Annotated in this window: 23 protein-coding genes and 1 riboswitch; of the genes, 15 read left to right on the top strand and 8 right to left on the bottom strand. The window is 57.2% G+C overall.

Translation table 11 applies throughout. The features are described 5' to 3' along the window. Window positions 1–42 precede the first annotated feature (42 nt). Complete coding sequence (locus GOW93_RS06190; RefSeq protein ID WP_170382262.1) at window positions 43–561, top strand: L,D-transpeptidase family protein; 519 nt, start codon at window positions 43–45, stop codon at window positions 559–561. Here GOW93_RS06190 and GOW93_RS06185 read toward each other — a convergent pair. The 7 genes from GOW93_RS06185 to cysQ all read right to left on the bottom strand — a co-directional run bounded on the left by GOW93_RS06185 (window position 545) and on the right by cysQ (window position 8,537). Continuing rightward, a complete protein-coding gene (locus GOW93_RS06185; RefSeq protein ID WP_170382260.1) occupies window positions 545–1,990 on the bottom strand; it encodes a nodulation protein NodH in 1,446 nt (481 codons plus the stop codon). The two genes, GOW93_RS06190 and GOW93_RS06185, sit on opposite strands and share 17 nt — an antisense overlap. Before the next feature lie 6 nt (window positions 1,991–1,996). Further along, window positions 1,997–3,697, bottom strand: a complete 1,701-nt coding sequence (locus tag GOW93_RS06180; protein WP_170382259.1) for a DUF5927 domain-containing protein — start codon at window positions 3,695–3,697, stop codon at window positions 1,997–1,999. Next, a complete protein-coding gene (locus tag GOW93_RS06175) occupies window positions 3,694–4,680 on the bottom strand; it encodes a glycosyltransferase family 2 protein (protein WP_170382523.1) in 987 nt (328 codons plus the stop codon). Before GOW93_RS06175 ends, GOW93_RS06180 begins: the two co-directional genes overlap by 4 nt. Before the next feature lie 165 nt (window positions 4,681–4,845). Continuing rightward, complete coding sequence (locus tag GOW93_RS06170; RefSeq protein WP_170382257.1) at window positions 4,846–5,883, bottom strand: glycosyltransferase family 2 protein; 1,038 nt, start codon at window positions 5,881–5,883, stop codon at window positions 4,846–4,848. Between the two features lie 6 nt (window positions 5,884–5,889). Further along, entirely contained in the window at window positions 5,890–6,873 is a 984-nt protein-coding gene (galE, locus tag GOW93_RS06165; protein ID WP_170382255.1) for a UDP-glucose 4-epimerase GalE, read from the bottom strand. 66 nt (window positions 6,874–6,939) lie between these two features. Continuing rightward, the gene (locus GOW93_RS06160) at window positions 6,940–7,740 is read right to left on the bottom strand and encodes a 3-deoxy-manno-octulosonate cytidylyltransferase family protein (protein ID WP_170382253.1); all 801 of its coding nucleotides are present in this window, start codon (window positions 7,738–7,740) and stop codon (window positions 6,940–6,942) included. Continuing rightward, the gene (gene cysQ, locus GOW93_RS06155) at window positions 7,740–8,537 is read right to left on the bottom strand and encodes a 3'(2'),5'-bisphosphate nucleotidase CysQ (RefSeq protein ID WP_170382251.1); all 798 of its coding nucleotides are present in this window, start codon (window positions 8,535–8,537) and stop codon (window positions 7,740–7,742) included. Before cysQ ends, GOW93_RS06160 begins: the two co-directional genes overlap by 1 nt. Window positions 8,538–8,659: 122 nt before the next feature. On the opposite strand from cysQ, the gene GOW93_RS06150 reads away from it, so the two are divergent. Then, window positions 8,660–9,481: an ABC transporter permease gene (locus GOW93_RS06150; RefSeq protein ID WP_170382249.1), complete on the top strand. Its 822-nt coding sequence runs from the start codon at window positions 8,660–8,662 to the stop codon at window positions 9,479–9,481. Here the strand turns inward: GOW93_RS06150 and GOW93_RS06145 are convergent. After that, entirely contained in the window at window positions 9,478–10,080 is a 603-nt protein-coding gene (locus GOW93_RS06145) for an alpha-ketoglutarate-dependent dioxygenase AlkB family protein (RefSeq protein ID WP_170382247.1), read from the bottom strand. The genes GOW93_RS06150 and GOW93_RS06145 overlap by 4 nt on opposite strands. A 212-nt stretch (window positions 10,081–10,292) precedes the next feature. Between GOW93_RS06145 and dnaK the strand changes: the two genes are divergently transcribed. The 13 genes from dnaK to radC all read left to right on the top strand — a co-directional run bounded on the left by dnaK (window position 10,293) and on the right by radC (window position 21,851). Further along, window positions 10,293–12,200, top strand: coding sequence for a molecular chaperone DnaK (dnaK, locus tag GOW93_RS06140; protein WP_170382245.1), 1,908 nt, complete (start codon window positions 10,293–10,295; stop codon window positions 12,198–12,200). Between the two features lie 74 nt (window positions 12,201–12,274). Beyond that, entirely contained in the window at window positions 12,275–13,423 is a 1,149-nt protein-coding gene (dnaJ, locus tag GOW93_RS06135; RefSeq protein WP_170382243.1) for a molecular chaperone DnaJ, read from the top strand. A gap of 127 nt (window positions 13,424–13,550) precedes the next feature. Next, window positions 13,551–13,657: riboswitch (TPP riboswitch) on the top strand. 45 nt (window positions 13,658–13,702) lie between these two features. Beyond that, window positions 13,703–14,506, top strand: coding sequence for a bifunctional hydroxymethylpyrimidine kinase/phosphomethylpyrimidine kinase (gene thiD, locus GOW93_RS06130; RefSeq protein WP_170382242.1), 804 nt, complete (start codon window positions 13,703–13,705; stop codon window positions 14,504–14,506). Further along, complete coding sequence (locus tag GOW93_RS06125; RefSeq protein ID WP_170382240.1) at window positions 14,503–15,480, top strand: FAD-dependent oxidoreductase; 978 nt, start codon at window positions 14,503–14,505, stop codon at window positions 15,478–15,480. Before thiD ends, GOW93_RS06125 begins: the two co-directional genes overlap by 4 nt. Continuing rightward, entirely contained in the window at window positions 15,464–15,658 is a 195-nt protein-coding gene (thiS, locus tag GOW93_RS06120) for a sulfur carrier protein ThiS (protein WP_170382238.1), read from the top strand. Before GOW93_RS06125 ends, thiS begins: the two co-directional genes overlap by 17 nt. A gap of 2 nt (window positions 15,659–15,660) precedes the next feature. Then, entirely contained in the window at window positions 15,661–16,425 is a 765-nt protein-coding gene (locus GOW93_RS06115; protein WP_170382236.1) for a thiazole synthase, read from the top strand. Beyond that, the gene (locus GOW93_RS06110; protein WP_170382235.1) at window positions 16,422–17,018 is read left to right on the top strand and encodes a thiamine phosphate synthase; all 597 of its coding nucleotides are present in this window, start codon (window positions 16,422–16,424) and stop codon (window positions 17,016–17,018) included. The genes GOW93_RS06115 and GOW93_RS06110 overlap by 4 nt, the downstream gene beginning before the upstream one ends. Beyond that, the gene (locus tag GOW93_RS06105; RefSeq protein WP_170382234.1) at window positions 17,015–17,977 is read left to right on the top strand and encodes a HesA/MoeB/ThiF family protein; all 963 of its coding nucleotides are present in this window, start codon (window positions 17,015–17,017) and stop codon (window positions 17,975–17,977) included. The genes GOW93_RS06110 and GOW93_RS06105 overlap by 4 nt, the downstream gene beginning before the upstream one ends. 20 nt (window positions 17,978–17,997) lie before the next feature. Next, complete coding sequence (locus tag GOW93_RS06100; protein ID WP_170382233.1) at window positions 17,998–18,933, top strand: ABC transporter substrate-binding protein; 936 nt, start codon at window positions 17,998–18,000, stop codon at window positions 18,931–18,933. Beyond that, on the top strand, window positions 18,930–19,604 hold the full coding sequence (tenA, locus tag GOW93_RS06095; protein WP_170382232.1) for a thiaminase II: 675 nt from the start codon (window positions 18,930–18,932) through the stop codon (window positions 19,602–19,604). The genes GOW93_RS06100 and tenA overlap by 4 nt, the downstream gene beginning before the upstream one ends. Then, window positions 19,601–20,329 carry an ABC transporter ATP-binding protein gene (locus GOW93_RS06090; protein WP_170382231.1) on the top strand — a complete coding sequence of 243 codons (729 nt, stop codon included), beginning with the start codon at window positions 19,601–19,603 and terminating at the stop codon, window positions 20,327–20,329. The genes tenA and GOW93_RS06090 overlap by 4 nt, the downstream gene beginning before the upstream one ends. After that, window positions 20,326–21,060 (top strand): ABC transporter permease, encoded by a 735-nt coding sequence (locus GOW93_RS06085; RefSeq protein WP_170382230.1) that lies wholly within the window; start codon window positions 20,326–20,328, stop codon window positions 21,058–21,060. Before GOW93_RS06090 ends, GOW93_RS06085 begins: the two co-directional genes overlap by 4 nt. Window positions 21,061–21,095: 35 nt before the next feature. Continuing rightward, window positions 21,096–21,851, top strand: a complete 756-nt coding sequence (gene radC, locus GOW93_RS06080) for a RadC family protein (protein ID WP_170382229.1) — start codon at window positions 21,096–21,098, stop codon at window positions 21,849–21,851. The last annotated feature ends 2 nt before the right edge of the window (window positions 21,852–21,853 follow it).

The raw sequence follows: 21,853 nt of genomic DNA, 5'->3' as shown, positions 1-21,853 counted from the left end.
GCATAATGCTTAAAAAAAATGAGCAGTAGCAGGCAGTGAAACATGGATCGTCGAGCATTTGGATTGGGTGCTGTGGCAACGCTGGGCCTTTCGGCCTGTGCTTCGGCCAGCCCGCGATTTCTAACCTATGATGGCCCCGAGGTGACCTCTTTGGTCATCAACAAGGGTGCGCGGAAGATGTATCTTCTGCACAACGAAACCATTCTCAAGGAATACAAGGTTGATTTGGGCTTTGCACCGAATGGCACAAAGACCAAGCGCGGCGATGGACGCACGCCCGAAGGCAGCTATTTGATCGACCGTCGCAATCCCAACAGCCGCTATCACTTGTCATTGGGGATTTCCTATCCGAATTCGAATGATATTGCGCAGGCCAAGGCAGCCGGTGTCGATCCGGGCGGCGATATTTTCATTCACGGCCAGCCGAAAAAGCGGGCGGAACTGAAGCGCGCCAAAAAGACGCCGGATTGGACCGCAGGTTGCATCGCCGTCAAGAATGAAGAGATCGAAGAAATCTATGCGATGGTGAACAAGGGCACGCTGATCACGCTGCGCCCGTAGGAGATTTCCACTCTCCGAACCCGAACTGCATATAATCGCGCTGGTAGACCTCGGTCGCCAGCGCTTCTAGTTTTGCGTCATAGATGTCGTCCAGCTTGAACGGCCCGTCCGTTGGGCATTGTCCGGGGCTGGGCGGGGCGTCATGGCCCAAGCGGCGCGCCAAATCGGGCAAGGCCGTTTTTATTTCTTCTTCTCGCAAGATTAGATCAGGAATGGCAAATGAGGCCATGCCGTCCAAGACCTGAGATTGGCTGGCCCAAACCCCGTCGACCCGAACGGGTGTTTGCCCGGCAAGATTCTGACGTAAAAAGGTAAGGAAGGCCGAAAATGCCTGATAATGCTGGTCGATAGGGTAGTTTTCCGGGCGTAGCTGACCGGGAATCGGTACCTTGAACCTGTTGCGCAGCATGTTGCGGATCTTCAGATATGCGCCGGGTTCGGTGCTGAGGATATACAAACAGAAGGCTGAATGCGCGCGGGCCAGCGGGTGACGGAGCACGCAGAACTTGCGGTGCCCAGATTGATTTTGAAGCCAGCGCTTCATTTGTTTGCGATTTTGATTGGTGATCAACCTGTCGGTGCTGACCTTGTCCAGATCGGCCAGCCATTGGGTCACTGGCCCCTCAATCCCGCTGCGGATCGGCAGATACAACAGCGGTGTGTCCGGGGCGGCGATGTAATTACCCACCGCCGGCCCGCGACGGGGTTCGAAATTTGGTGTGCGATGCAGATTGAAACTGTCGACCTCGGCCAAGGCTAACGCTGTTTCTTCAGGGTTCGTCACCTTGGACAGGGTCGGTTCCGGGTTTTGCGGCTTGATCGTGTCGTCGATCGCGGACAACCGCGCATTGACGCCCAGCCAGTCGGCAAGGCCGTTCAGTACGTCCAGATTGTTGAGATCGTCATAGGCAATGTAAAAACCGGTCTGCCCTGTCGTCTGCAAAGCGTTGAGTAACAGGAGTTGGAAATCCTGCTGTTGATCCAAATATCTTTCAAATTCCTGCGCGTCGAATTCGATTTGAGCCTCGCGGCGACGTTTTATGTTCTTGAGCTGCCATTGCTTTGTTTCACGCGCGATTTTCAATGAGACATAGCTATCCAATGGGTTCCGCGTCAGGATAATCTTGGCGCAGCGCGGATCGTTCAATGCAGGCTCTAACACTCGGGGATCGTGCCCCTGAAAGAAACGGAAACCGTTCAGTTTTCCACCGTCTGATTTGATTGCGCGGACAAGTTTCATCGGGTCGTTGTCGCGTTCTTCCAACGTCACGCCAAGCAGGTTGTCCGATTTGAGCCGACCGATGAAATGGGGGTTGAACGCCTCACCATGGCACGCGACGCCTTCCAGTGCGTTCAGGTTGAACTCAAGCAGGTTGGACCCGGTACGCATGGCGGCAAGAATGATGAAATAGTCAAATCTGGATGTCATGGCAGGTTATTGCACCAGATAAGGTTTTTTGAACGGACGGACCCGTGAACCAAACACATCGTCCGTGGGAAAATCTCCTACCAGATAGGGATGCATACCTTGGTTCTTGAGGTTCTGCAGGAATTTCCCAAAGCCGGATAGATCTACCATCACCGGAGTTTCGGTCAGGTGGCTGGCGCGTTTGGTCCCGATTTCCTCGATCACGGTTTGCAGGGGCTCCATCGGGGACTCCACGAATTCCGCCAGCGACCAAGTACGTACACGTGCCTTGGTCCAGACCGAGTTCAGAACTTCAAGCTGTTTGGTCTCGATTTGCTGCAGACGTGCGGCCTCACAACGGATATCGGCGAAATTCATGTTCGACAGGAACAGTGGAATCGCCCAGGCTCCGGTAATGACCGAGATCTGCGCATTCTTGTCGCGTGCCAGAAACCAGTTGATTTTCTGGGTGTCTGCAGGGCCGAACTGAAAGCACTGCCTCTCGCCGCGTGTGTTCCAGATCAGGTTCGAGACAAAGGCCGTCGGATTATAGTCTCGCAATACGGGGCAATCACTGAGCGCACCGTTGGTAATGGTGTCCTCGTCCGCAAACTGGGCCCGCTCAGGTGCAAATAGATGTCCGTGGACGCGGGTCCCTGTGGCTTCGCTCAGCCAGGGCACGAAATCATCGAATAGTTCGGCAAAGCCTTGAAATACTGAATAAGGGAAAGAGGTCAGCCCGTTTTCACTACCGTGGCGCGGAAAACGGCTTTGCATATACAGCCCGTCACGCCCACGCGTCCGGCGCTCAACCGCTTTGGAGAACACTCGGTCGATCTTGCCCGGGTTGGGCTCGGTCGGTCGCATTGCGCTGTTCTGATCGGTCAGAAAGGCCTGGTAAAGCCGGTCTGCACGCGGCCAGATTTTGCGAGCCACAAAACAATCCGACCGGCGTAGCAACTGTAAATGGTCATCATAAAAGATGTGGGGCCGCCCCTGGTAATCGAATTTGGACAGAGTCAAAGACCGGCTTTCGATATGGGTGGAATAGAGTCTGGTTAGCGTTTGGAAATAACTTTCATCCGGAATCCAGACCTGGCGGAAATAGCGATCATAAATCTGGCGCTTTGGATCCTGAAGTATAGCCGACAAGGTCTGTCGTGTCAGGCACCACCACTGGCTGCCCATATGCGGCATCAACCCATCAGGGATTTTGCGACGCATGCCGACGGTTCGCTGGAATTTCACGTAGGCATCAAACAGCGTGCGGTTTCTGCGCCAGGAAAATGGAAATCGCAGCGTAAATCGCTCTTGGTCCAACCCGCCGATCGTCCAGCCGACATCGGCCGTGGTTGCACTTTCAATGAAATCCACACGGGGCCGGTCAGCAATATAGGCGATCAGCTCGTCTATTGGCCGCAATGGCAGGCAAGCACCCGAAGACAGAAAAACATGGTGCACATCCGGAAACGCCTCGAGCATAAGTTCGGCTGCGGATTGAGAAGCCGCGACGATGCCCCAGCCTCCCCATTCGCAAATATGACGCTCTGAGAAACGGATCAGCGGATCATCTGTGCAGGCGGCCACGAAGTCGGAATAGTCCTGCGCAGGCACCTTGCGGTCCACATGGATCACAACCGGGCAACCGGATGCTGTCCAGTGCCGCGCAACCTGGGCGGCCCGGTGCAAGGCCGTATGGGCCAGCATGACGATGCCCAGACGATTCATGCCCAGTTTCCCTTCGACATGAGGCCCAAGATTTCAAGCTGTCGCCAATTGATGTATTTTTCGGACTGCTCACACCAGAACACGGGTTTGTCTCCCAGCCCTTCGGAATAGGCACGGTATTCGCCCGAGCGGCGGTAATGCTGGCGGCGGTGCATCTCTTCCGAGGCTTTTTCGCCTAGTGTGCTGATCAGCTTGGCATGCAGCAGCGCACCACTAGCCTTTTCACCACCCCATTCATCATACACTTGGTTCAATCCGCGCGGCAGCAGTGAATGCGTCGAGCTGACATAGACATACCGCTTGTCCCACTTCACCAGAGGAATCTTGTTCAGCGCAGGCGCTTTCGAAGGGTTATCACGAAAGAAAACACGGGCGCGTGGGCCACCTTGAATCCAAAGGTTCTTATAGGCTGGGTTTTGGGTGATCATGTAGTTGCCGGCATCGAACCAGCGCGCGATTTCAAACGGGTCCTGTCCTTCGCTATAGGGTTCCGCGTCCACGGGGCCTTGCGGATACATATCAATCAACATTGTGCCAAAGCTACGCACAGCGCAGCCATCCAGCCAATCCGTCAGCGCGCGGACTGGACGGGTGTCACAGAACGGATAGATAAAGAACTCATCTGGATCGACGGTCAGAACCCAGTGACCATGCGCAAATTTGCGCAGCAGGTAATTCGACCAATCCAGACCGAAAGTGGCACGTTTGTAACTGGCCTGCGCATGCCAGACCGAGGCGTCGGGTTGGCTGGCTAGGTATTCGCGCGTGCCGTCATCGCTGTCATTGTCGATAAACAGAAAATGGTCGACGCCCAGCTTCCGGTAATAATCCAGAAAATAGGGCATGCGGATCTTTTCGTTCCGAAGAACGCTCATCAACAGGATATCGTCGTGCTGGATTTGGGCAGTATTGTCAGAAACTGGCTTTAATTCCCGCCGCTTACGCAGGCAGCGCGCTAGACGACGCTTGCGCCGCAATCTCATCCGGTATGAATCCAACAGGCTCACGCGTTTGCACTGCCCTTTTTGTTACGCGAGCATGCCCGGGGGCTGGTAAGCCAGAGTGGTGCCGGGCAATTGCCGTGTTATGCCATCTTTGCATCTTTCAAGGCAACGACTTTAAAAACCGTTAGTCAGATATGCCTTGGCTTAGAAAACTTTCCCCATCAATCCCAATTGCTGCAGTTGGGCCCAACCATCATACCGAACCGAGTCGGGCGTCCACATATCGGGGCTGTCGCCGATTGCATCATAGTAGGTCCCTAAGAGGTCGGGATCGTGGAAATGCTGGCGCCGGGTCTTTTCGATTTTAGACTTGTCCACCACTTCGGGCAGGAATTTGGTGTGCAGCAAAATGCCCGAAGGAGTTTCGTCGCTCGGCCCTCGATACGCGGCGTTCAGGTGCCGTGGCAGAGCCGAATGGCACGAATTCACATAGGCATATCGCCGCGACCATCGGACCAGAGGGATTTTGTTCAGCGTCGGTGAATGACGGGGTCGATCGGCAAAGAACACGCGTTCCCGCGCACCGCCCTGCACCCATAGATTACCCATCGGAACTTGCCGCTGTGCCCGGTAAGGGCCAGAATCGAACCAGCATAAGGTTCCGGTTGGGTCCGATCGCGGCTCATAGGTCTGATCGCCCAGCGGCCCCTTGGGATAAAGGTCCAACATCAAGGCGCCAAAAGCACCGCGACCTTGTTGGTCGAGTGTTGTGGTCAGCTCGTGCAGCGATTTGCTGTTGTGCTCGGGGTAGATCAACAACTCGTCCGCATCGACCATTAGGGTCCAATGCCCGTGCCCATAACGCATTTGCAGCCATGTCAGCCAATCCAGCCCGTAACGTGACGCGCGATAGCTGGCATCGGTCTGCCACAATGACACGTCAGACTGCGTGCGCAGAAATTCGACCGATCCGTCATCGCTGCCGTTATCGACGATCAGAAAGTGATCCACCCCCAACGCGCGGTAGTGGTGGAAGAACCACGGCAGCCGAGTGATTTCATTGCGAACGGTGGTGAAGGCCAGAATACCTCCCGGTTTGATCTGTTTGGTTTGATCGTTGAGGCAGGAAAGTTGATGGCGGCTGCGAAAGGACCGCCACAGCAATCGGCGCCGTTTAAGCCGCAACCGGTATTTCTGAACCCATCCGATGGGTGGAAGAATGTCGGTCGCTGTACCTGTCACTATAGCTCACTTCTCGTAGTGGCCGTTCTGGTGCCAGCGCCACGCGTCGCTTATCATTGTCTCTAACGTTGACCTTTTTGGAGTCCAGCCCAACTCTTTGTTCGCGCGGACCGAGCCCGAAACCAGTTTGGTGCAATCCCCGGCGCGGCGCGGTCCGATGGAGTATGGAACTTCGCGATTGGTAACGGCTTTGGAATGGTCGATCACCTCCATCACCGAAAAGCCCGAACCGGTGCCCAGGTTGAACACCCGGCTGCCTTTGCCCTGCTCCAACCAGTTCAGCCCCAATACATGCGCGTCAACCAGATCGCAGACATGTACATAATCGCGGATGCAGGTGCCGTCCGGCGTGTCGTAATCGGTTCCAAAGACGGTCAGCCCATCACGCTTGCCGTCGATAGCGTCCAGCATCAGCGGCACCAGATGGGTTTCGGGACGGTGGAATTCGCCCACTTCGCCATCCGGATCTGCACCGGCCACGTTGAAATAGCGAAAGATCACATGGTTCAGCTCATGTGCGGCCTCGAAATCACGCAGAATCTCTTCGATGGCGCGTTTTGAGGCACCATAGGCGTTCAGTGGTTCCTGCGGTGTGTTTTCGTCCAGTACCACATTGTCGTGATCGCCGTAGGTGGCGCAGGTCGACGAGAACACAAAATTCAGGCACCCCGCGTCAACGGCGGCCTCAATCAGGTTCAGAGAACCCGTGACATTGTTTCTCCAATACCTGCCGGGCTGGGACATCGCCTCGCCAACTTGGCTGAGCGCGGCGAAATGCATCACGGCGGCGGGCTGGTACTTGGCAAAAACCTCTTTCAGCCGGACTTGGTCAAGAAGATCACCCTGTTCAAAAGGGCCGAATTTCACCGCGTCCTGCCAACCGGTTATCAGGTTGTCATACGTAACCGGCGTATAGCCCGCTCGCGCCAGCGCTTTGCAAGCGTGAGAGCCGATATATCCGGCCCCGCCGGTTACAAGAATATTGGTCATTTGTTCTCCCGAATTCAAAGACCAAGCACACTATCTGAACAAGCTATCCATCTTAAGGGATAGAGATCAATCTAACCCCATCGCCGCCATCATTTCTTCCAGTTTGGGTACATCCTGTGGATTGTTCAGCTCCCAGAACTGGCGACCTTTGGCCTCGACCTCGACGCACAACACCTTGCGGCCATTCTCCATAAATCGCAGCTGTTCCAGCCCCTCCAGTTGTTCCAGCGGACCAGTGGGCCAAGTGGGATAGGCGGCCAGGGCATCGGGGCGATAGGCGTAGACGCCGACATGATGGAAAACCGGGGTCGCGTCTTGACTTGCATATGTCTGCGCGGTGAAGGGCACGACCTCTTTCGAGAAATACATGGCACTGTGGTCGGCTGCAAAAACGGCAGTGGTGCCGCCGACGCGCCCATGTTTGCGGTCATTCAGCAGGCTGTTCAGCGCGTCCCCGTCGCAGCGCAGCACCGGCGTTGCGACTCCGGCCTCGGGCGCGGCGCGCAGGCCTGCGATCAGATCTTCGACAAACCAATGCGGTGTTAGTGGCGCGTCACCCTGCAGGTTAACCACGATCTCGTAGTCAGCGCCCAGGTTCGCATGGGTTTCGGCGCAGCGTTCGGTACCGTTCTGGCAGTTTTCCGATGTCATTACGACTTCGGCTCCGAACCCCTCGGCCGCCTCGCGGATGCGGTCGTCATCTGTGGCGACGACCACTTTGTCCACTCCGGATACTGAACAGGCGGCCCGCCAGGATCGCTCGATCAGTGTCATCGCTTTGCCACTTGCTCCGGTCAGTGGAACAAGGGGTTTGCCCGGATAACGGGTCGAGGCATAGCGGGCGGGAATGGCGATCAAAACAGTCATCAGGCTTCCTTAAGGTCAACACCCGGAGCGTAGGCGATAAAGAACGGGTTTGCATAGCCGTCCTTGCCGTAGGTCAGTGGCGAATGGTCATCAAACCGCACGACTTTGCCACCTGCACCTGCCAATACGGCATGGCCCGCAGCTGTGTCCCACTCCATTGTGCGGCCAACGCGAGGGTAAAGATCCGCCTCGCCGGTGGCGACCAGACAGAATTTCAGCGACGAGCCCGCGCTTTTGCTGTCCTTCACCTGATATTTGTTGATGTAATCCTCGGTGGCCTGATCACGGTGCGACTTAGAAGCGACGATCATAAGTGCCGAATTGTTAGGTTTAGAGACTGAAATCGACCCAACATCCCCAACCTGCACCTTGTCCAACGCACCGGTTTCTTCGACTGACTGACCATCAGCCTGCGTGTAAAACATCCGCCCCTTGGCCGGCGCATAAACCACGCCGCGTGTTGGAACACCATTTTCAACCAGTGCAATATTTACCGTGAAATCACCGCGGCGGTTGATGAATTCCTTGGTGCCGTCCAGCGGATCGACGATCAGGAATGTATCGCCTTTTTCAGAATGCGATGCCGCCTGTTCTTCGGTCACCAGCAGGGTGTCGGGAAACGCTTCGCGCAGGCCAGCCGAGATCAGGGCATCGGCAGCTTCATCCGCTTCGGTCACGGGGCTGGAATCGGATTTGACCTTTACGTCGAAATCATCGGAATTGTAGATTTCCATGATCTTGTCGCCCGCTTCCAGGGCCAGACGTCGGATAACGGGAATGAGGGCGTCATAGGTCACAAAAATGCTCCGTTCCTGTGCTTTGTTGATCGAATGTCCTGACGGTCTTATGATGTGGTGGTTACGGAACGGCAAGAAATTCGTGGCAGATTGCAGGCGAAAAAACGGGAAAGACGCTTCGGGTGTATTATTTCAAGCGAAATCGAACATTGCTGGGCGGCGCTTTTACGACCGCCGAGTTGATATTTCACGCCGTCGTGCGCAGCGTGCGATCACAACATCACAATGCAGTCTTGGCGATCATTGTTAATATCGTCCAGATTCTGGCTTTGGTCGCGGTGTTCTACACCATAATGTCGTTTCTGGGCCCGCGCGTCGCTAAGATCCGAGGAGAGTTCATACTTTTCCTGTTATCCGGCGTTTTTTTGTTCATCACGCATATCAAGTCCGTCAGCGCGATTGCAGGTGTCGGTACCGGCAATAACCCGATGATGCTTCATTCACCGATGAACATGATGGTGGTGCTATTGGCGACCGCTTTTGGCATGCTTTACACGCAGATGGTGACGATCATCATAATCCTGTTTCTCTATGTTGTTGCGGTCTCTCCGATCGAGGTACAGGACCCTGGCGGCGCATTTGCGATGCTCATGCTGGCCTGGTTCACAGGTTGTGCAATTGGCGTGGTATTCATGGCGTTAAAGCCGTGGTTTCCTGGCACTGTTACAATCCTGACCAGCGTGTACAGGCGTTTGAACATGATCTTTTCAGGGAAAATGTTCGTGGCAAACGCGCTGGGCGGCGCGACACTGGCCTTGTTTGCGTGGAACCCATTGTTTCACATCATCGATCAGTGCCGGGGTTTTATTTTTCGAAACTACTACCCCCGCAATACCAGCTGGGAATACGCACTATGGGTGGGGGTGGCCCTTTTGATGATCGGGCTGTTGGGGATATTCTTTTCGCGCCAGCATGAGTCTCAAAGCTGGAATGCCCGTCGTTAACTGGCCACGCGCAGGGTCAGGTTGATCCGCCCACCCCTGGGCAGCAGTTTCGAGGACCCGAACCGGATGCGGTCGATCCCGTGATAGGTCAGTCGCGCCGGGCCGCCCATGATAACCACATCGCCAGAGCTCAACCAAATCGACTCGGTCTTGCCGCCTCGGGTCTGGTTGCCGATGCGGAACAGGGCGTCATCGCCCAATGAGATCGACAAAACCGGCCACGAAAAATCGGCCTCGTCCTTGTCCTGATGCAACCCCATTTTTGCACTTTCCCCGTAGTAGTTGATAAGGCAGCAATCGGGATCACGATCAGCGCTGGCCAGTTCGCGCCAGATTTTAAGGATTGGTTCGGGAATTGCTGGCCAGTCCGCTCCTTTGGGATGTTGGGGCTGATACCTGTACCCGGATTTATCGGTGACCCAACCAAGCTTTCCGGCAGAAGTCATACGCACTGACATTTCCTTGCCTGACGGCGTCATTGGTCGGAACAGGGGGGCCGATCTCAGAATCGGGCGCAGTTCCTCGATCAGTTGCGCCTGCGCGGACCCGTCAAGCCATGCTTTCCTGATATCAAATCCGCGCAAAAGCAGCCGCGCCATTCGAGAATCCCCGATCGTTGCCAAAACCTTGCCAAAAAGGCCACAGATTCCCGAAAACCTGCCTTTTAGACCGCTTGCAGGGCTCTGATCTCGCCCTTATATACGCCGGGACGCGCGATGGTGTAGGGCCGTTCGCGCATATCAGATCGGGGCCGGGTGCCATAACGGGTCCGCACCCCGGACATCGCCTTGAAGAGAAAGGGATTGAACATATGGGAAAAGTAATCGGGATTGACCTCGGGACCACCAACTCTTGCGTGGCCATCATGGACGGCTCGCAGCCGAAGGTCATCGAGAACGCCGAAGGGGCGCGGACCACGCCCTCGATCGTCGCCTTCACCGAAGATGAGCGACTGGTCGGTCAGCCTGCGAAACGTCAGGCGGTCACCAACCCCGACAACACGATCTTTGGCGTCAAGCGTCTGATCGGTCGTCGCGTGGATGATGCCGAAGTCGAAAAAGACAAGAAAATGGTGCCGTACGCCATCGTCAATGGCGGCAATGGTGACGCGTGGGTTGAAGCCCGCGGTGAAAAGTACTCCCCAAGCCAGATCTCGGCCTTCACTCTTGGCAAGATGAAGGAAACCGCCGAGAGCTATCTGGGTGAGGAAGTCACACAGGCCGTTATCACCGTTCCGGCATATTTCAACGACGCACAGCGTCAGGCCACCAAAGACGCCGGTAAGATCGCTGGTCTGGAAGTGCTGCGGATCATCAACGAACCGACAGCTGCTGCTCTGGCCTATGGTCTGGACAAGGAAGAAACCCAAACCATCGCGGTTTATGACCTTGGTGGCGGTACCTTCGACGTGACCATCCTGGAAATCGACGACGGTCTGTTCGAGGTGAAGTCGACCAACGGTGACACCTTCCTGGGTGGTGAAGACTTTGACATGCGCATCGTCAACTACTTGGCGGATGAGTTCAAAAAGGAACACGGTGTCGATCTGTCTCAGGACAAGATGGCCCTGCAGCGTCTGAAAGAAGCAGCTGAAAAAGCCAAGATCGAACTGTCCTCGACCTCGCAGACCGAAATCAACCAACCATTCATCTCGATGGGTTCGAACGGTCAGCCGCTGCACATGGTCATGAAGCTGACCCGTGCCAAGCTGGAATCGCTGGTCTCGGACCTGATCAAGAAGTCGATGAAGCCTTGCGCGGCCGCTCTGAAAGACGCTGGCCTGTCGGCTGCCGATGTGGACGAAGTTGTTCTGGTCGGTGGTATGACCCGGATGCCGAAGGTGATCGAAGAGGTTAGCAAGTTCTTCGGTAAAGAGCCGCACAAAGGTGTAAACCCGGACGAAGTGGTTGCCATGGGCGCCGCTATCCAAGCCGGTGTTCTGCAGGGTGACGTCAAAGACGTGGTTCTGCTGGACGTGACCCCGCTGTCGCTGGGCATCGAGACTCTGGGTGGCGTGTTCACCCGCCTGATCGACCGCAACACCACGATCCCAACGAAAAAGTCTCAGGTCTTCTCGACCGCCGAAGACAATCAGAACGCCGTGACCATCCGCGTGTTCCAAGGTGAGCGTGAAATGGCTGCGGACAACAAGATCCTGGGTCAGTTCAACCTTGAAGACATCCCGCCCGCACCGCGCGGTATGCCTCAGATCGAGGTGACTTTTGACATCGACGCCAACGGCATTGTCTCGGTTTCGGCCAAGGACAAAGGCACCGGAAAAGAGCAGAAGATCACCATCCAGGCATCGGGCGGTCTGTCCGACGAGGACATCGAAAAGATGGTCAAGGACGCCGAAGAGAACGCGGAAGCCGACAAGGAACGCCGCGAGCTGGTCGACGCCAAGAACCAGGCGGAAAGCCTCATCCACTCGACCGAGAAGTCGATGGAAGAGCATGCTGACAAGGTCGACCCGACCACCATCGAAGCCATCGAGCTGGCGATTGCCGCGCTGAAGGACGAACTGGAAACCGAGAATGCCGACAAGATCAAGTCGGGCATCCAGAACGTTACTGAGGCTGCAATGAAGCTGGGCGAAGCCATCTACAAGGCGCAGGCCGAAGAGGGCGACGATGAGCCTGCAGCCGCAGATGCAGCACCGGGTGACGATGACATTGTCGACGCCGAGTTCGAAGATTTGGACGATGACAAGCGTAACTAACGGGTAACCGGGCCAATGCGGGCCGGTCCGGTTGCCGGGCCGGCCCGATTACGTTGAGACATAAGGAAACACTGATGTCAAAACGCGACTACTACGATGTGCTCGGCGTATCCAAGGGCGCATCGGCGGACGAGATCAAGAAGGGTTTTCGCAAGAAGGCCAAGGAATTGCATCCCGACCGCAACAAAGACAACCCGGATGCCGAGGCGCAGTTCAAGGAAGCGAACGAAGCCTATGACGTTCTGAAAGACGCAGAACGCAAGGCCGCTTATGACCGCTTTGGTCACGCCGCCTTTGAAAACGGCATGGGCGGCGGCGGTCGTCCGGGCGGTGGCTTTGGTCAGGGTGATTTCTCAAGTGCGTTTTCGGACGTGTTCGACGATTTGTTCGGCGACTTCATGGGTGGCCAACGCGGAGGCGGCGGTGGCCGTCGCGCGGCGCGGGGCTCGGACCTGCGTTATAACCTGCGTGTGACGCTGGAAGAAGCGTTCGCAGGTCTGCAAAAAACCATCAACGTGCCGGCTGCCGTTGCGTGTTCTTCCTGTGACGGCTCGGGGGCTGAAGGTGGCGTGGAACCCACGACCTGTCCCACATGTTCCGGCATGGGTAAAGTCCGCGCACAACAAGGGTTCTTTACTGTTGAACGCACCTGCCCGACCTGTTCAGGACTGGGGCAGATCATCAAGAACCCCTGTAAATCCTGTGGTGGTGCTGGCCGCGTGGAAAAAGAGCGTGCGCTGTCCGTCAACATCCCTGCCGGTGTTGAAACCGGTACCCGTATTCGACTGGCGGGTGAGGGTGAGGCTGGGATGCGCGGTGGTCCTCCGGGTGATCTCTATATCTTTGTCGAGGTCTCGGATCATAAACTGTTCGAACGCGACAGCGTGAACCTTTACTGCCGCGTGCCAGTCAGCATGGTCAAGGCCGCGATGGGCGGCTCAATCGAAGTGCCGACCATTGATGGTGGCCGCGGTCGCGTGCAAATTCCAGCCGGAAGCCAATCAGGCCGCCAGATGCGCCTGCGCGGCAAGGGTATGCCTGCCCTGCGCGGTGGTGGCGTCGGTGACATGTTCATCGAACTGGCCGTGGAAACTCCGGTCAACCTGACCAGCCGCCAGAAAGAGCTGCTGCGTGAATTTGATGACCTGGGTGAAGACAACCACCCAGAGTCTAAAAGCTTCTTTTCATCCGTCAAGTCGTTCTGGGACGGTATGAAGGGCTGATGTCCAGCCCATAGGAACCCAAGAAAAGAGCCGGTCCGAAGGGGCTGGCTTTTTTCATAAGTCCAGTTTGACTGTCTTGTAAGTCAAAATTGGCCCTTGAATCCCTGTCTTTCGCCTGAGAATGTCCGACCAACCGTTGGGGTGCCCCGAACAAGGGGCTGAGAGGCGTGAATGCGCTAACCCATCGAACCTGATCCGGGCAATACCGGCGTAGGGAACGGTCTAATATGCAAAGACGTTTTCCATGCTGCGTTGCCCATTTGAAGATGGAGCAACGATATGGCGCATATTGCCTTAACTATTGCAGGCTCGGACAGCGGCGGTGGAGCCGGGATTCAGGCAGACCTGAAGGCCATGTCTGCCTTGGGTGTTTATGGCGCAAGCGTGGTGACAGCCGTAACAGCACAAAACACGCAGGCCGTGACAGCAGTGCACGGGATACCGCTGGATGTGATTGCAGCTCAGATCGAGGCAGTGTTGTCGGATCTGGATGTCGGCGCGATCAAGATCGGAATGTTGGCGACGCCGGATATTATTGAGACCGTTTCACGTGCCCTTTCTGAATTTGCAGGGCCGGTCGTTCTTGACCCGGTGATGATTGCCAAATCCGGAGACGCATTGCTGGCGCAGGATGCTGTTCACACGTTGCGGGACATCCTGCTGCCCCGCGCAACCGTGCTGACCCCAAACTTGCCCGAGGCCGCCTGTTTGCTGGGTGACGCTGAGGCGGAAACGCCGGATCAGATGGTCAAACAGGGGTTGGCATTGTGCGATCTGGGCGCGCATTCGGTGTTAATGAAGGGAGGCCATGGGTATGGAGACATCTGTCATGATCTTCTGATCGATGCCTCGGGGAAGGTTGCTGAATTCACGGCGTCACGGCGAGATACGCGCAATACTCATGGCACAGGGTGTACTTTGTCTTCCGCGATTGCGGCGAGGCTTACCCAAGGATTGCCACTGGTGGATGCGGTTGCTCAGGCGCATGGCTATTTGCAAGGGGCAATTGCGCAGGCAGATGGCTTGCAGATTGGTCGTGGCCATGGCCCGGTGCACCACTTCCATCGCGTGTGGCCTGCGTGACGGTCTGGTCGGTCATAGGTTCTGGTGTGGCCGGGTTAGCCGTGGCCACCGAGCTTGTCTCGCGCGGAGCCAAGGTTCAAGTCTTCGATCCTGGTGGCCCTCCGGGTCCGCATGGGTGTTCGTGGTGGGCGGGCGGTATGTTGGCCCCTTGGTGCGAATTCGAAAACGCCGAAGAACCGGTGTTGCGATTGGGGCGACAGGCATTGGATTGGTGGGCCCCGCGAACCCAGGTAGAGCGGCGCGGCACGTTGGTTGTTGCCAATCCGCGCGACCTACCGGATCTGCGGCGGTTTGCACGTCGAACTAACGGGTTTAATGAAGTTAACCAGCCTGAAATCCTAGAATTAGAGCCTGAATTAAGTGGTTTCCACAAAGGCCTGTACTTTGCGGAAGAGGCCCATTTGGACCCGCGTCAGGCGCTGCGCGATCTAAGCCGGGACCTGCAGGCGCAAGGGGTCGTCTTTCACCGAAAACTCGCGCCCACACGGTTGGACAATGCAATTGACTGTCGAGGTCTGCACGCGCGCGAAGTGTTGCATGATCTGCGTGGGGTCAAGGGAGAGATGCTGGTGATCCGTTGCCGGGACGTGGTGTTGACACGCCCTGTTCGCCTGCTGCACCCGCGCATGCCTTTGTACATCGTACCGCGCGGGGATGGCGTCTTCATGCTGGGCGCAACGATGATCGAAAGCGAAGACAGTAGCCGCATCACAGCGCGATCGATGCTGGAATTGCTCAGCGCCGCCTATGCGCTGAACCCGGCTTTTGGCGAAGCAGAGGTGTTGGAAATCGGCGTCGACCTGCGCCCGGCTTTTCCTGACAATCTGCCCCGCGTCCGGCGGCTGGGGCGAACAATCTATGCGAATGGCCTGTATCGCCACGGATATCTGTTGGCGCCCGCATTGGCGCAGGGCGTGGCCGATCTGGCGCTTGAAAACAAACACTCGGAGTTGGTTGATGAAGATCGTGCTTAATGGCGCGCCGCAAGAGGTGCGTGCCCAAACCCTTTCTGAGTTGCTGGAAGAATGCGGTTTCTCTGGCCGAGTTGCGACGGCCGTGAACGAGGAATTCGTGCCATCGAGCCTACGCATTGGGCAAGCGCTAAACGATGGTGACAGGGTTGAGGTTCTGTCGCCAATGCAGGGGGGCTGATCATGAAGACCCTCTACGGCACTGAGCTGCCCAATCCGTTGATGCTGGGCACTGCGCAATATCCCAGCCCTGCCATTCTGGAACAAGCCTTTCGTGAAAGTGGGGCAGGTGTCGCCACTGTGTCCCTGCGGCGTGAATCGGGGGCGGGCGAGACGTTTTGGCGAATGATCCGCGATCTGGGCGTGCTGGTCCTGCCCAATACAGCTGGGTGCCATACTGTGAAAGAGGCTGTGAACACCGCCCTTATGGCGCGTGAGGTGTTTAATACCAAGTGGATCAAGCTGGAGTTGATCGGCCATACCGACAGTCTGCAGCCGGATGTGTTCCAACTGGTCGAAGCAGCGCGCATCCTGACCGAAGACGGGTTTGAGGTCTTTCCATACACCACCGATGATCTGATCGTTGGCGAACGACTGCTGACCGCCGGGTGTGAGGTATTGATGCCTTGGGGCGCGCCAATTGGATCGGGCCGTGGGTTGAACAATGAATACGCCCTGCGCGCGATGCGGGCCGAGTTCCCGGATATCCCACTGGTCATTGACGCTGGTATTGGTCTGCCCAGCCATGCAGCGCGGGCGATGGAGCTGGGTTATGACGCCGTCCTGCTGAACACGGCTGTGGCACGGGCGGGCGACCCAGCGGCGATGGCACGTGCGATGAAGTTGGCGATTGAGGCCGGGCAGTTGGCCTGTCAGGCAGACCCGATCGAGGCACGCGACATGGCAGAACCGTCAACCCCCGTGATCGGAAAGGCGTTTCTGTCATGAGCCTCGACCGGTTTTACCCGATCTTCGAGCGCTCGGACTGGCTGCGCCGGATGCTGCCCTTGGGCGTGAAACTGGTTCAGTTGCGGATCAAGGATCAGCCCGATGCAATGGTCCAAGAGCAGATTCTCCAATCGCAGGACTTGTGCCGCACGCATGAAGCTGTGCTGGTGGTGAATGACTACTGGCAGATTGCCATTGATGCCGGTTGCGACTGGATTCACTTGGGCCAGGAGGATCTGGATGACGCCGACCTGAAGGCGATCCGCAAGGCAGGGCTGAAACTGGGCGTTTCGACCCATGATGACGACGAGCTTGAGCGCGTTTTGGCGATAGACCCGGACTATGTGGCGCTCGGCCCCGTTTATCCGACGATCCTCAAGAAAATGAAGTGGGAACAGCAGGGACTGCCGCGTGTCACCGAATGGAAGGCCCGCGTGGGTGACATCCCTCTGGTCGGTATTGGCGGGATGAGCGTCGAACGGGCGCCGGGTGTGTTGCAGGCAGGGGCGGATATTGTCTCGGTCGTAACCGACATCACCTTGAACACCGACCCTGAGGCGCGGGTGCGCGACTGGATTGAGGTCACGCGATGAGCCGCTATGCCCGCCAAGTTATCCTGCCCGAAGTTGGGGCAGAGGGGCAGGGCCGTCTATCCTCGGCCCGTGTACTGGTGGTGGGTGCGGGGGGGTTAGCCGCGCCAGTGTTGCCGTTACTGGCTGGGGCCGGGGTTGGGCACCTGACCATCATGGACCGGGATGAGGTCGCCCTGTCGAACCTGCATCGTCAGACCTTGTTCACCGAAGTAGATTGTAGCCGCCCCAAGGCAGAGATGGCCGCAGAGCGCTGTCGCGCTCTGAACAGTGAAATAGCAATTTTTGCTGAAAAACAGGCTCTAGCAAACACAAATGCGGCTAACTTTGTTGCCGAGTCAGATGTTATTCTGGACTGCGCAGACAGCTACGCCGCCAGTTACACGCTTTCGGACACCTGTCTTGATCTCGGTAAACCGCTGATCAGCGCGTCGGTGCTTGGGCTTTCCGGCTATGTAGGAGGGTTTTGTGGGGGCGCGCCCTCGTTGCGTGCTGTGTTCCCCGAGGCCCCGGATGGCGGTGCAAGCTGTGCCACTGCCGGGGTGCTGGGTCCTGTGGTGGCGATGATTGGTGCTATGCAGGCGCAGATGGCCTTGGCCGTGATCCTGGGGCTGAATCCGTCGCCTTTGGGGCAAATGGTGCAGTTCGATGCGCGTACACTGCGCAGCACCGGTTTCCGCTTTGACGGCACGCCGGAACCGGCTTCGCATTTCCCATTTTTGTCTGCCGGTCAACTGACTGGAAATGATCTGATTGTCGAGCTTCGTAGCGCGGAAGAAGCCCCCGTACCTATTCATCCCAAAGCGCGGCGTATCGATCTGCAAATTCTGAAAACAGAGCCTAATAAAGGCAAAAGATTGGCTCTCTGCTGCGCTTCCGGCCTTCGGGCATGGCGCGCAGCCGAACAAATTCAACCAGATTGGCCGGGCGAGATCGTCCTCGTCGCGGCCTCAACCTCGTGAGTGAAAAGGAAACGCGAGACATGAAGAAACTGATCACAATGATCGCCCTGCTGACCGCCGCGCCGGCCTGGGCCGAAGATAAGATGACCGTTCTGCTGGATTGGTTCATCAACCCCGACCACGGGCCCATCATCGTGGCGCAGGAAAACGGCTACTTCGCCGATGAGGGGCTTGAGGTTGAAATCATCCCACCTGCTGATCCCTCAGCCCCGCCCCGTCTGGTCGCAGCTGGTCAGGCCGATCTGGCTGTGTCCTACCAGCCGCAATTGCATTTGCAGATTCACGAGGGGCTGCCGCTAAAGCGGGTTGGCACGCTTGTCGCCACTCCGCTGAATTGCCTGCTGGTGCTTGAGGATGGCCCGATCGAAACGCTGGCTGACCTGAAGGACAAGAAGGTCGGTTTTTCCGTTGCTGGCGTGGAAGAGGCTGTTTTGTCGGCGATGCTCAACACCCACGACGTGGCGCTGGATGATATTGAGATGATCAACGTGAATTTCTCGCTATCGCCGTCGTTGATGACCGGACAGGTGGATGCGGTGATCGGGGCCTTCCGCAATTTTGAACTGAACCAGATGGATATCGAAGGTGTCGCTGGTCGTTGCTTCTATATCGAGGAGGAAGGCGTACCACCCTATGATGAGCTGATTTATGTCGCCAACCCTGAAACCATGGATGCTGACAAGATTGCACGCTTTCTGGCAGCCACGGAGAAAGCCACTCAGTTCATAGTGAACAACCCTCAGAAAAGCTGGGAGATTTTCTCAGCTACTTCGACAGAGCTGCAGGATGAACTGAACGCCCGTGCCTGGGTGGATACTCTGCCCCGATTTGCCCTGCGCCCCGCGGGTTTTGATGCCGGTCGCTATGCCCGTTTTGAGGAATTCCTGAAAGACAGCGGCATGATCGACAGCATCAACCCGGTCAGCGACATCACCATCGACGTGACCGTGCAATGAGTTCCTATGGCAAAGCTTTCACGCTGATGCGTGATGCGGCGCAGGGGCCGTGGCGAGATTATACTCGCCACGCCTTTGTCGAAGGGATGAAAGACGGTTCGCTGCCGCGTAAAGCGTTCTTGCATTATCTGCGGCAGGACTACGTGTTCTTGATCCACTTTTCCCGAGCTTGGGCGCTGGCGGTGGTGAAATCGGAAACGCACGAGGAAATGCTGGCCGCCGCACGCACCGTGAACGGGTTGATCAGCGAAGAGATGAAGCTGCATATCGGGATTTGCGAAGCCGAGGGTATCCCACAGGATCAGCTGTTCGCCACCCCGGAACGCGCCGAGAACCTCGCCTATACGCGCTATGTGCTCGAGGCCGGGTATAGCGGCGATCTGCTCGACCTGTTGGCGGCTCTTGCGCCTTGTGTGATGGGTTATGGCGAAATCGGTACACGGCTGGCCGCTGACGCTACGTCGAACATCCATCGCGACTGGATCAACACGTATGCCAGCGACGACTATCAAGCCGCCTGTGTGGCGGTTGGTGAATTGCTGGATTCGGCTCTAACGAGGCGTATTGGAAGTAACTTCGAGGCTTCACCCCGATGGAATCGCCTGTGCCAAACTTTCCGCACAGCCACCGAGCTTGAGGTCAACTTCTGGCAAATGGGGCTGACCCCGTGATCCTTGCGCCCGATCTGACCATCAGCGGGTCCGCCACGATAGACGGCGCGACCCTGTTTGCGCCGCTGACGCTGACCCTTGCAGCGGGCCAGTGGACTTGTCTGCTGGGCGGATCGGGGGTTGGTAAAACCACGGTTCTACGCCTGATCGCCGGTTTGGAAACCGGCGCGGAATTCACCGGGAAAATCACTGCCAGCGATGGGCAGCCTGTCTCGGACCGCGTGGCATACATGGCTCAGAATGACTTGCTGCTGCCTTGGGCCTCGGTTGCGCAGAATGTCTCGATCGGGGCCAGGCTGCGCGGCGAGAAACCCGACTTGAACCGGCGTGACCGGCTGATCGAGCGGATGCGCCTGCAGGATCACATGGCCAAGAAGCCGTCTGAATTGTCAGGCGGTCAACGCCAACGTGTGGCGCTGGCCCGGACATTGATGGAGGATCGCCCGATCGTCCTGCTGGACGAGCCATTCTCGGCCCTCGACGCTCGTACTCGGGCGGATATGCAGGATCTGGCGGCAGAAGCCTTACAGGGTCGCACGGTCTTGTTGGTGACCCATGATCCGGGAGAGGCTGCGCGACTGGGTCAGTCCATTGTTGTGATGACCTCGCATGGCCTGTCCCCCTGTCAGCCTCCTGCTGCGCCTGCGCCACGCAAGGTGGATGATCTTGGGTCGCTGGAGACCCAAGGCGCGCTGCTGCGGCTGCTACGCGAGGAAGCGGCGTGAAATACCTCTCGGCCCTTGCTGCAACCCTGTTCGCCTTGGTGGTTTGGCAGGCGATTGTTTCGCTGACTGGATTGCCGAAATTCATCCTGCCCGGCCCCGCCTTGGTGGCCGAGACTTGGTGGCAGAACCGCTGGGTTATTGCCGAGCACACATGGATTACGGCTGTTGAGGTGGTGATCGGGCTGGCCTGCGGCACGATTCTAGGTGTGATCACCGCCCTGCAACTTGCAAATTCGCGTGCTGCTCGGGTGCTGGTGCAGCCGATGCTGGTGTTCACGCAGGCTCTGCCGGTCTTTGCACTGGCACCGCTGCTAACCCTTTGGCTAGGCTATGGGCTTTGGTCCAAAGTCGCGATGGCGGTGCTGATAATCTATTTCCCGATTACATCCTCCTTTTTTGATGGATTGATGCGAACCCCTGCTGGGTATTTGGATTTGGCGCGTACGATGCAGGCCAATCCGCGCGCAATATTGTGGCATATTCGGATACCGGCTGCGTTGCCCTCGTTGGCTTCGGGGATGCGCTTGGCTGCTGTTTATGCGCCCATCGGGGCGGTGATCGGCGAATGGGTTGGGTCTTCGCAGGGTCTTGGATACCTGATGTTGCTGGCCAATGGGCGGGCCAAGACCGACCTGATGTTTGCTGCGATGCTGACTTTGGGCGTATTCTCGATCTTGTTGCATATGCTGGTCCGCCGCACCACGGCGCGTATGGCGGGTGAGGCGCGTTAACCTTTCGGAAACCGATTCTGCGCCAGTCTGAGCGCATGACTCAGGACGCCTTTGCCGAAGCCCCCATGTTGTTTGAAAGTGACGAAGCCCCGGTGACGCCGCTGCCCACGGGTCGCTTGCCGTCCTATATCAAGGATCATCGTAAGCGGCTGCGCGAACGCTTCATGTCCGGCGGTTCGGCGGCGATGCCCGACTATGAATTGTTGGAGTTGATCCTGTTTCGCTCAATCCCCAGACAGGACGTCAAACCACTGGCGCGGGCGCTGATGGATACGTTCGGCGATTTTAATCGGGTTCTAACTGCGCCCGAGGACCGGCTACGCCAGATCAAGGGTGTCGGTGATACGGTAATTACCGATCTGAAAATCCTTGAGGCCTGCGCCCACCGTATGGCCCGCGCGCGGGTGATGCAGCGGCATGTAATCTCGGGCTGGGACGCGCTGCTGGATTATTGCCACACAACAATGGCGCATCGCGAAACCGAACAATTCCGGGTGTTCTATCTGGATCGCAAGAACGTCATGATCGCGGACGAGGAACAGGCCAAGGGCACTGTGGATCATGTCCCGGTCTACCCGCGCGAAGTGGCGAAACGGGCGTTGGAGCTGAACGCCTCGGCGCTCATTCTGGTGCATAATCACCCCTCGGGCGATCCGACACCGTCACAGTCGGATATCGATATGACCAACCGGATTCAGGATGCCTGCCTGGCATTGGGGCTGACGCTGCATGATCACCTGATTATTGGCAAATCGACCGAGCTGAGTTTCCGGTCCGAGGGATATTTGTGAAT

The organism is Ruegeria atlantica (genome assembly GCF_013032455.1).
GTDB classification, from domain to species: Bacteria; Pseudomonadota; Alphaproteobacteria; order Rhodobacterales; family Rhodobacteraceae; genus Ruegeria; species Ruegeria atlantica_B.
Note: the sequence above shows the minus strand (reverse complement) of the source record. Positions and strands in the feature narration are given on the sequence as shown.

Excerpts from the sequence above, each read along its gene's own strand:
- GOW93_RS06190 (WP_170382262.1), top strand. The coding sequence starts at position 43 with ATGGATCGTCGAGCATTTGGATTGGGTGCTGTGGCAACGCTGGGCCTT.
- GOW93_RS06185 (WP_170382260.1), bottom strand. The coding sequence starts at position 1,990 with ATGACATCCAGATTTGACTATTTCATCATTCTTGCCGCCATGCGTACC.
- GOW93_RS06180 (WP_170382259.1), bottom strand. The coding sequence starts at position 3,697 with ATGAATCGTCTGGGCATCGTCATGCTGGCCCATACGGCCTTGCACCGG.
- GOW93_RS06175 (WP_170382523.1), bottom strand. The coding sequence starts at position 4,680 with ATGAGATTGCGGCGCAAGCGTCGTCTAGCGCGCTGCCTGCGTAAGCGG.
- galE (WP_170382255.1), bottom strand. The coding sequence starts at position 6,873 with ATGACCAATATTCTTGTAACCGGCGGGGCCGGATATATCGGCTCTCAC.
- GOW93_RS06160 (WP_170382253.1), bottom strand. The coding sequence starts at position 7,740 with ATGACTGTTTTGATCGCCATTCCCGCCCGCTATGCCTCGACCCGTTAT.
- GOW93_RS06145 (WP_170382247.1), bottom strand. The coding sequence starts at position 10,080 with ATGGCGCGGCTGCTTTTGCGCGGATTTGATATCAGGAAAGCATGGCTT.
- dnaK (WP_170382245.1), top strand. The coding sequence starts at position 10,293 with ATGGGAAAAGTAATCGGGATTGACCTCGGGACCACCAACTCTTGCGTG.
- dnaJ (WP_170382243.1), top strand. The coding sequence starts at position 12,275 with ATGTCAAAACGCGACTACTACGATGTGCTCGGCGTATCCAAGGGCGCA.
- thiD (WP_170382242.1), top strand. The coding sequence starts at position 13,703 with ATGGCGCATATTGCCTTAACTATTGCAGGCTCGGACAGCGGCGGTGGA.
- thiS (WP_170382238.1), top strand. The coding sequence starts at position 15,464 with ATGAAGATCGTGCTTAATGGCGCGCCGCAAGAGGTGCGTGCCCAAACC.
- GOW93_RS06115 (WP_170382236.1), top strand. The coding sequence starts at position 15,661 with ATGAAGACCCTCTACGGCACTGAGCTGCCCAATCCGTTGATGCTGGGC.
- GOW93_RS06110 (WP_170382235.1), top strand. The coding sequence starts at position 16,422 with ATGAGCCTCGACCGGTTTTACCCGATCTTCGAGCGCTCGGACTGGCTG.
- GOW93_RS06105 (WP_170382234.1), top strand. The coding sequence starts at position 17,015 with ATGAGCCGCTATGCCCGCCAAGTTATCCTGCCCGAAGTTGGGGCAGAG.
- GOW93_RS06100 (WP_170382233.1), top strand. The coding sequence starts at position 17,998 with ATGAAGAAACTGATCACAATGATCGCCCTGCTGACCGCCGCGCCGGCC.
- tenA (WP_170382232.1), top strand. The coding sequence starts at position 18,930 with ATGAGTTCCTATGGCAAAGCTTTCACGCTGATGCGTGATGCGGCGCAG.
- radC (WP_170382229.1), top strand. The coding sequence starts at position 21,096 with ATGACTCAGGACGCCTTTGCCGAAGCCCCCATGTTGTTTGAAAGTGAC.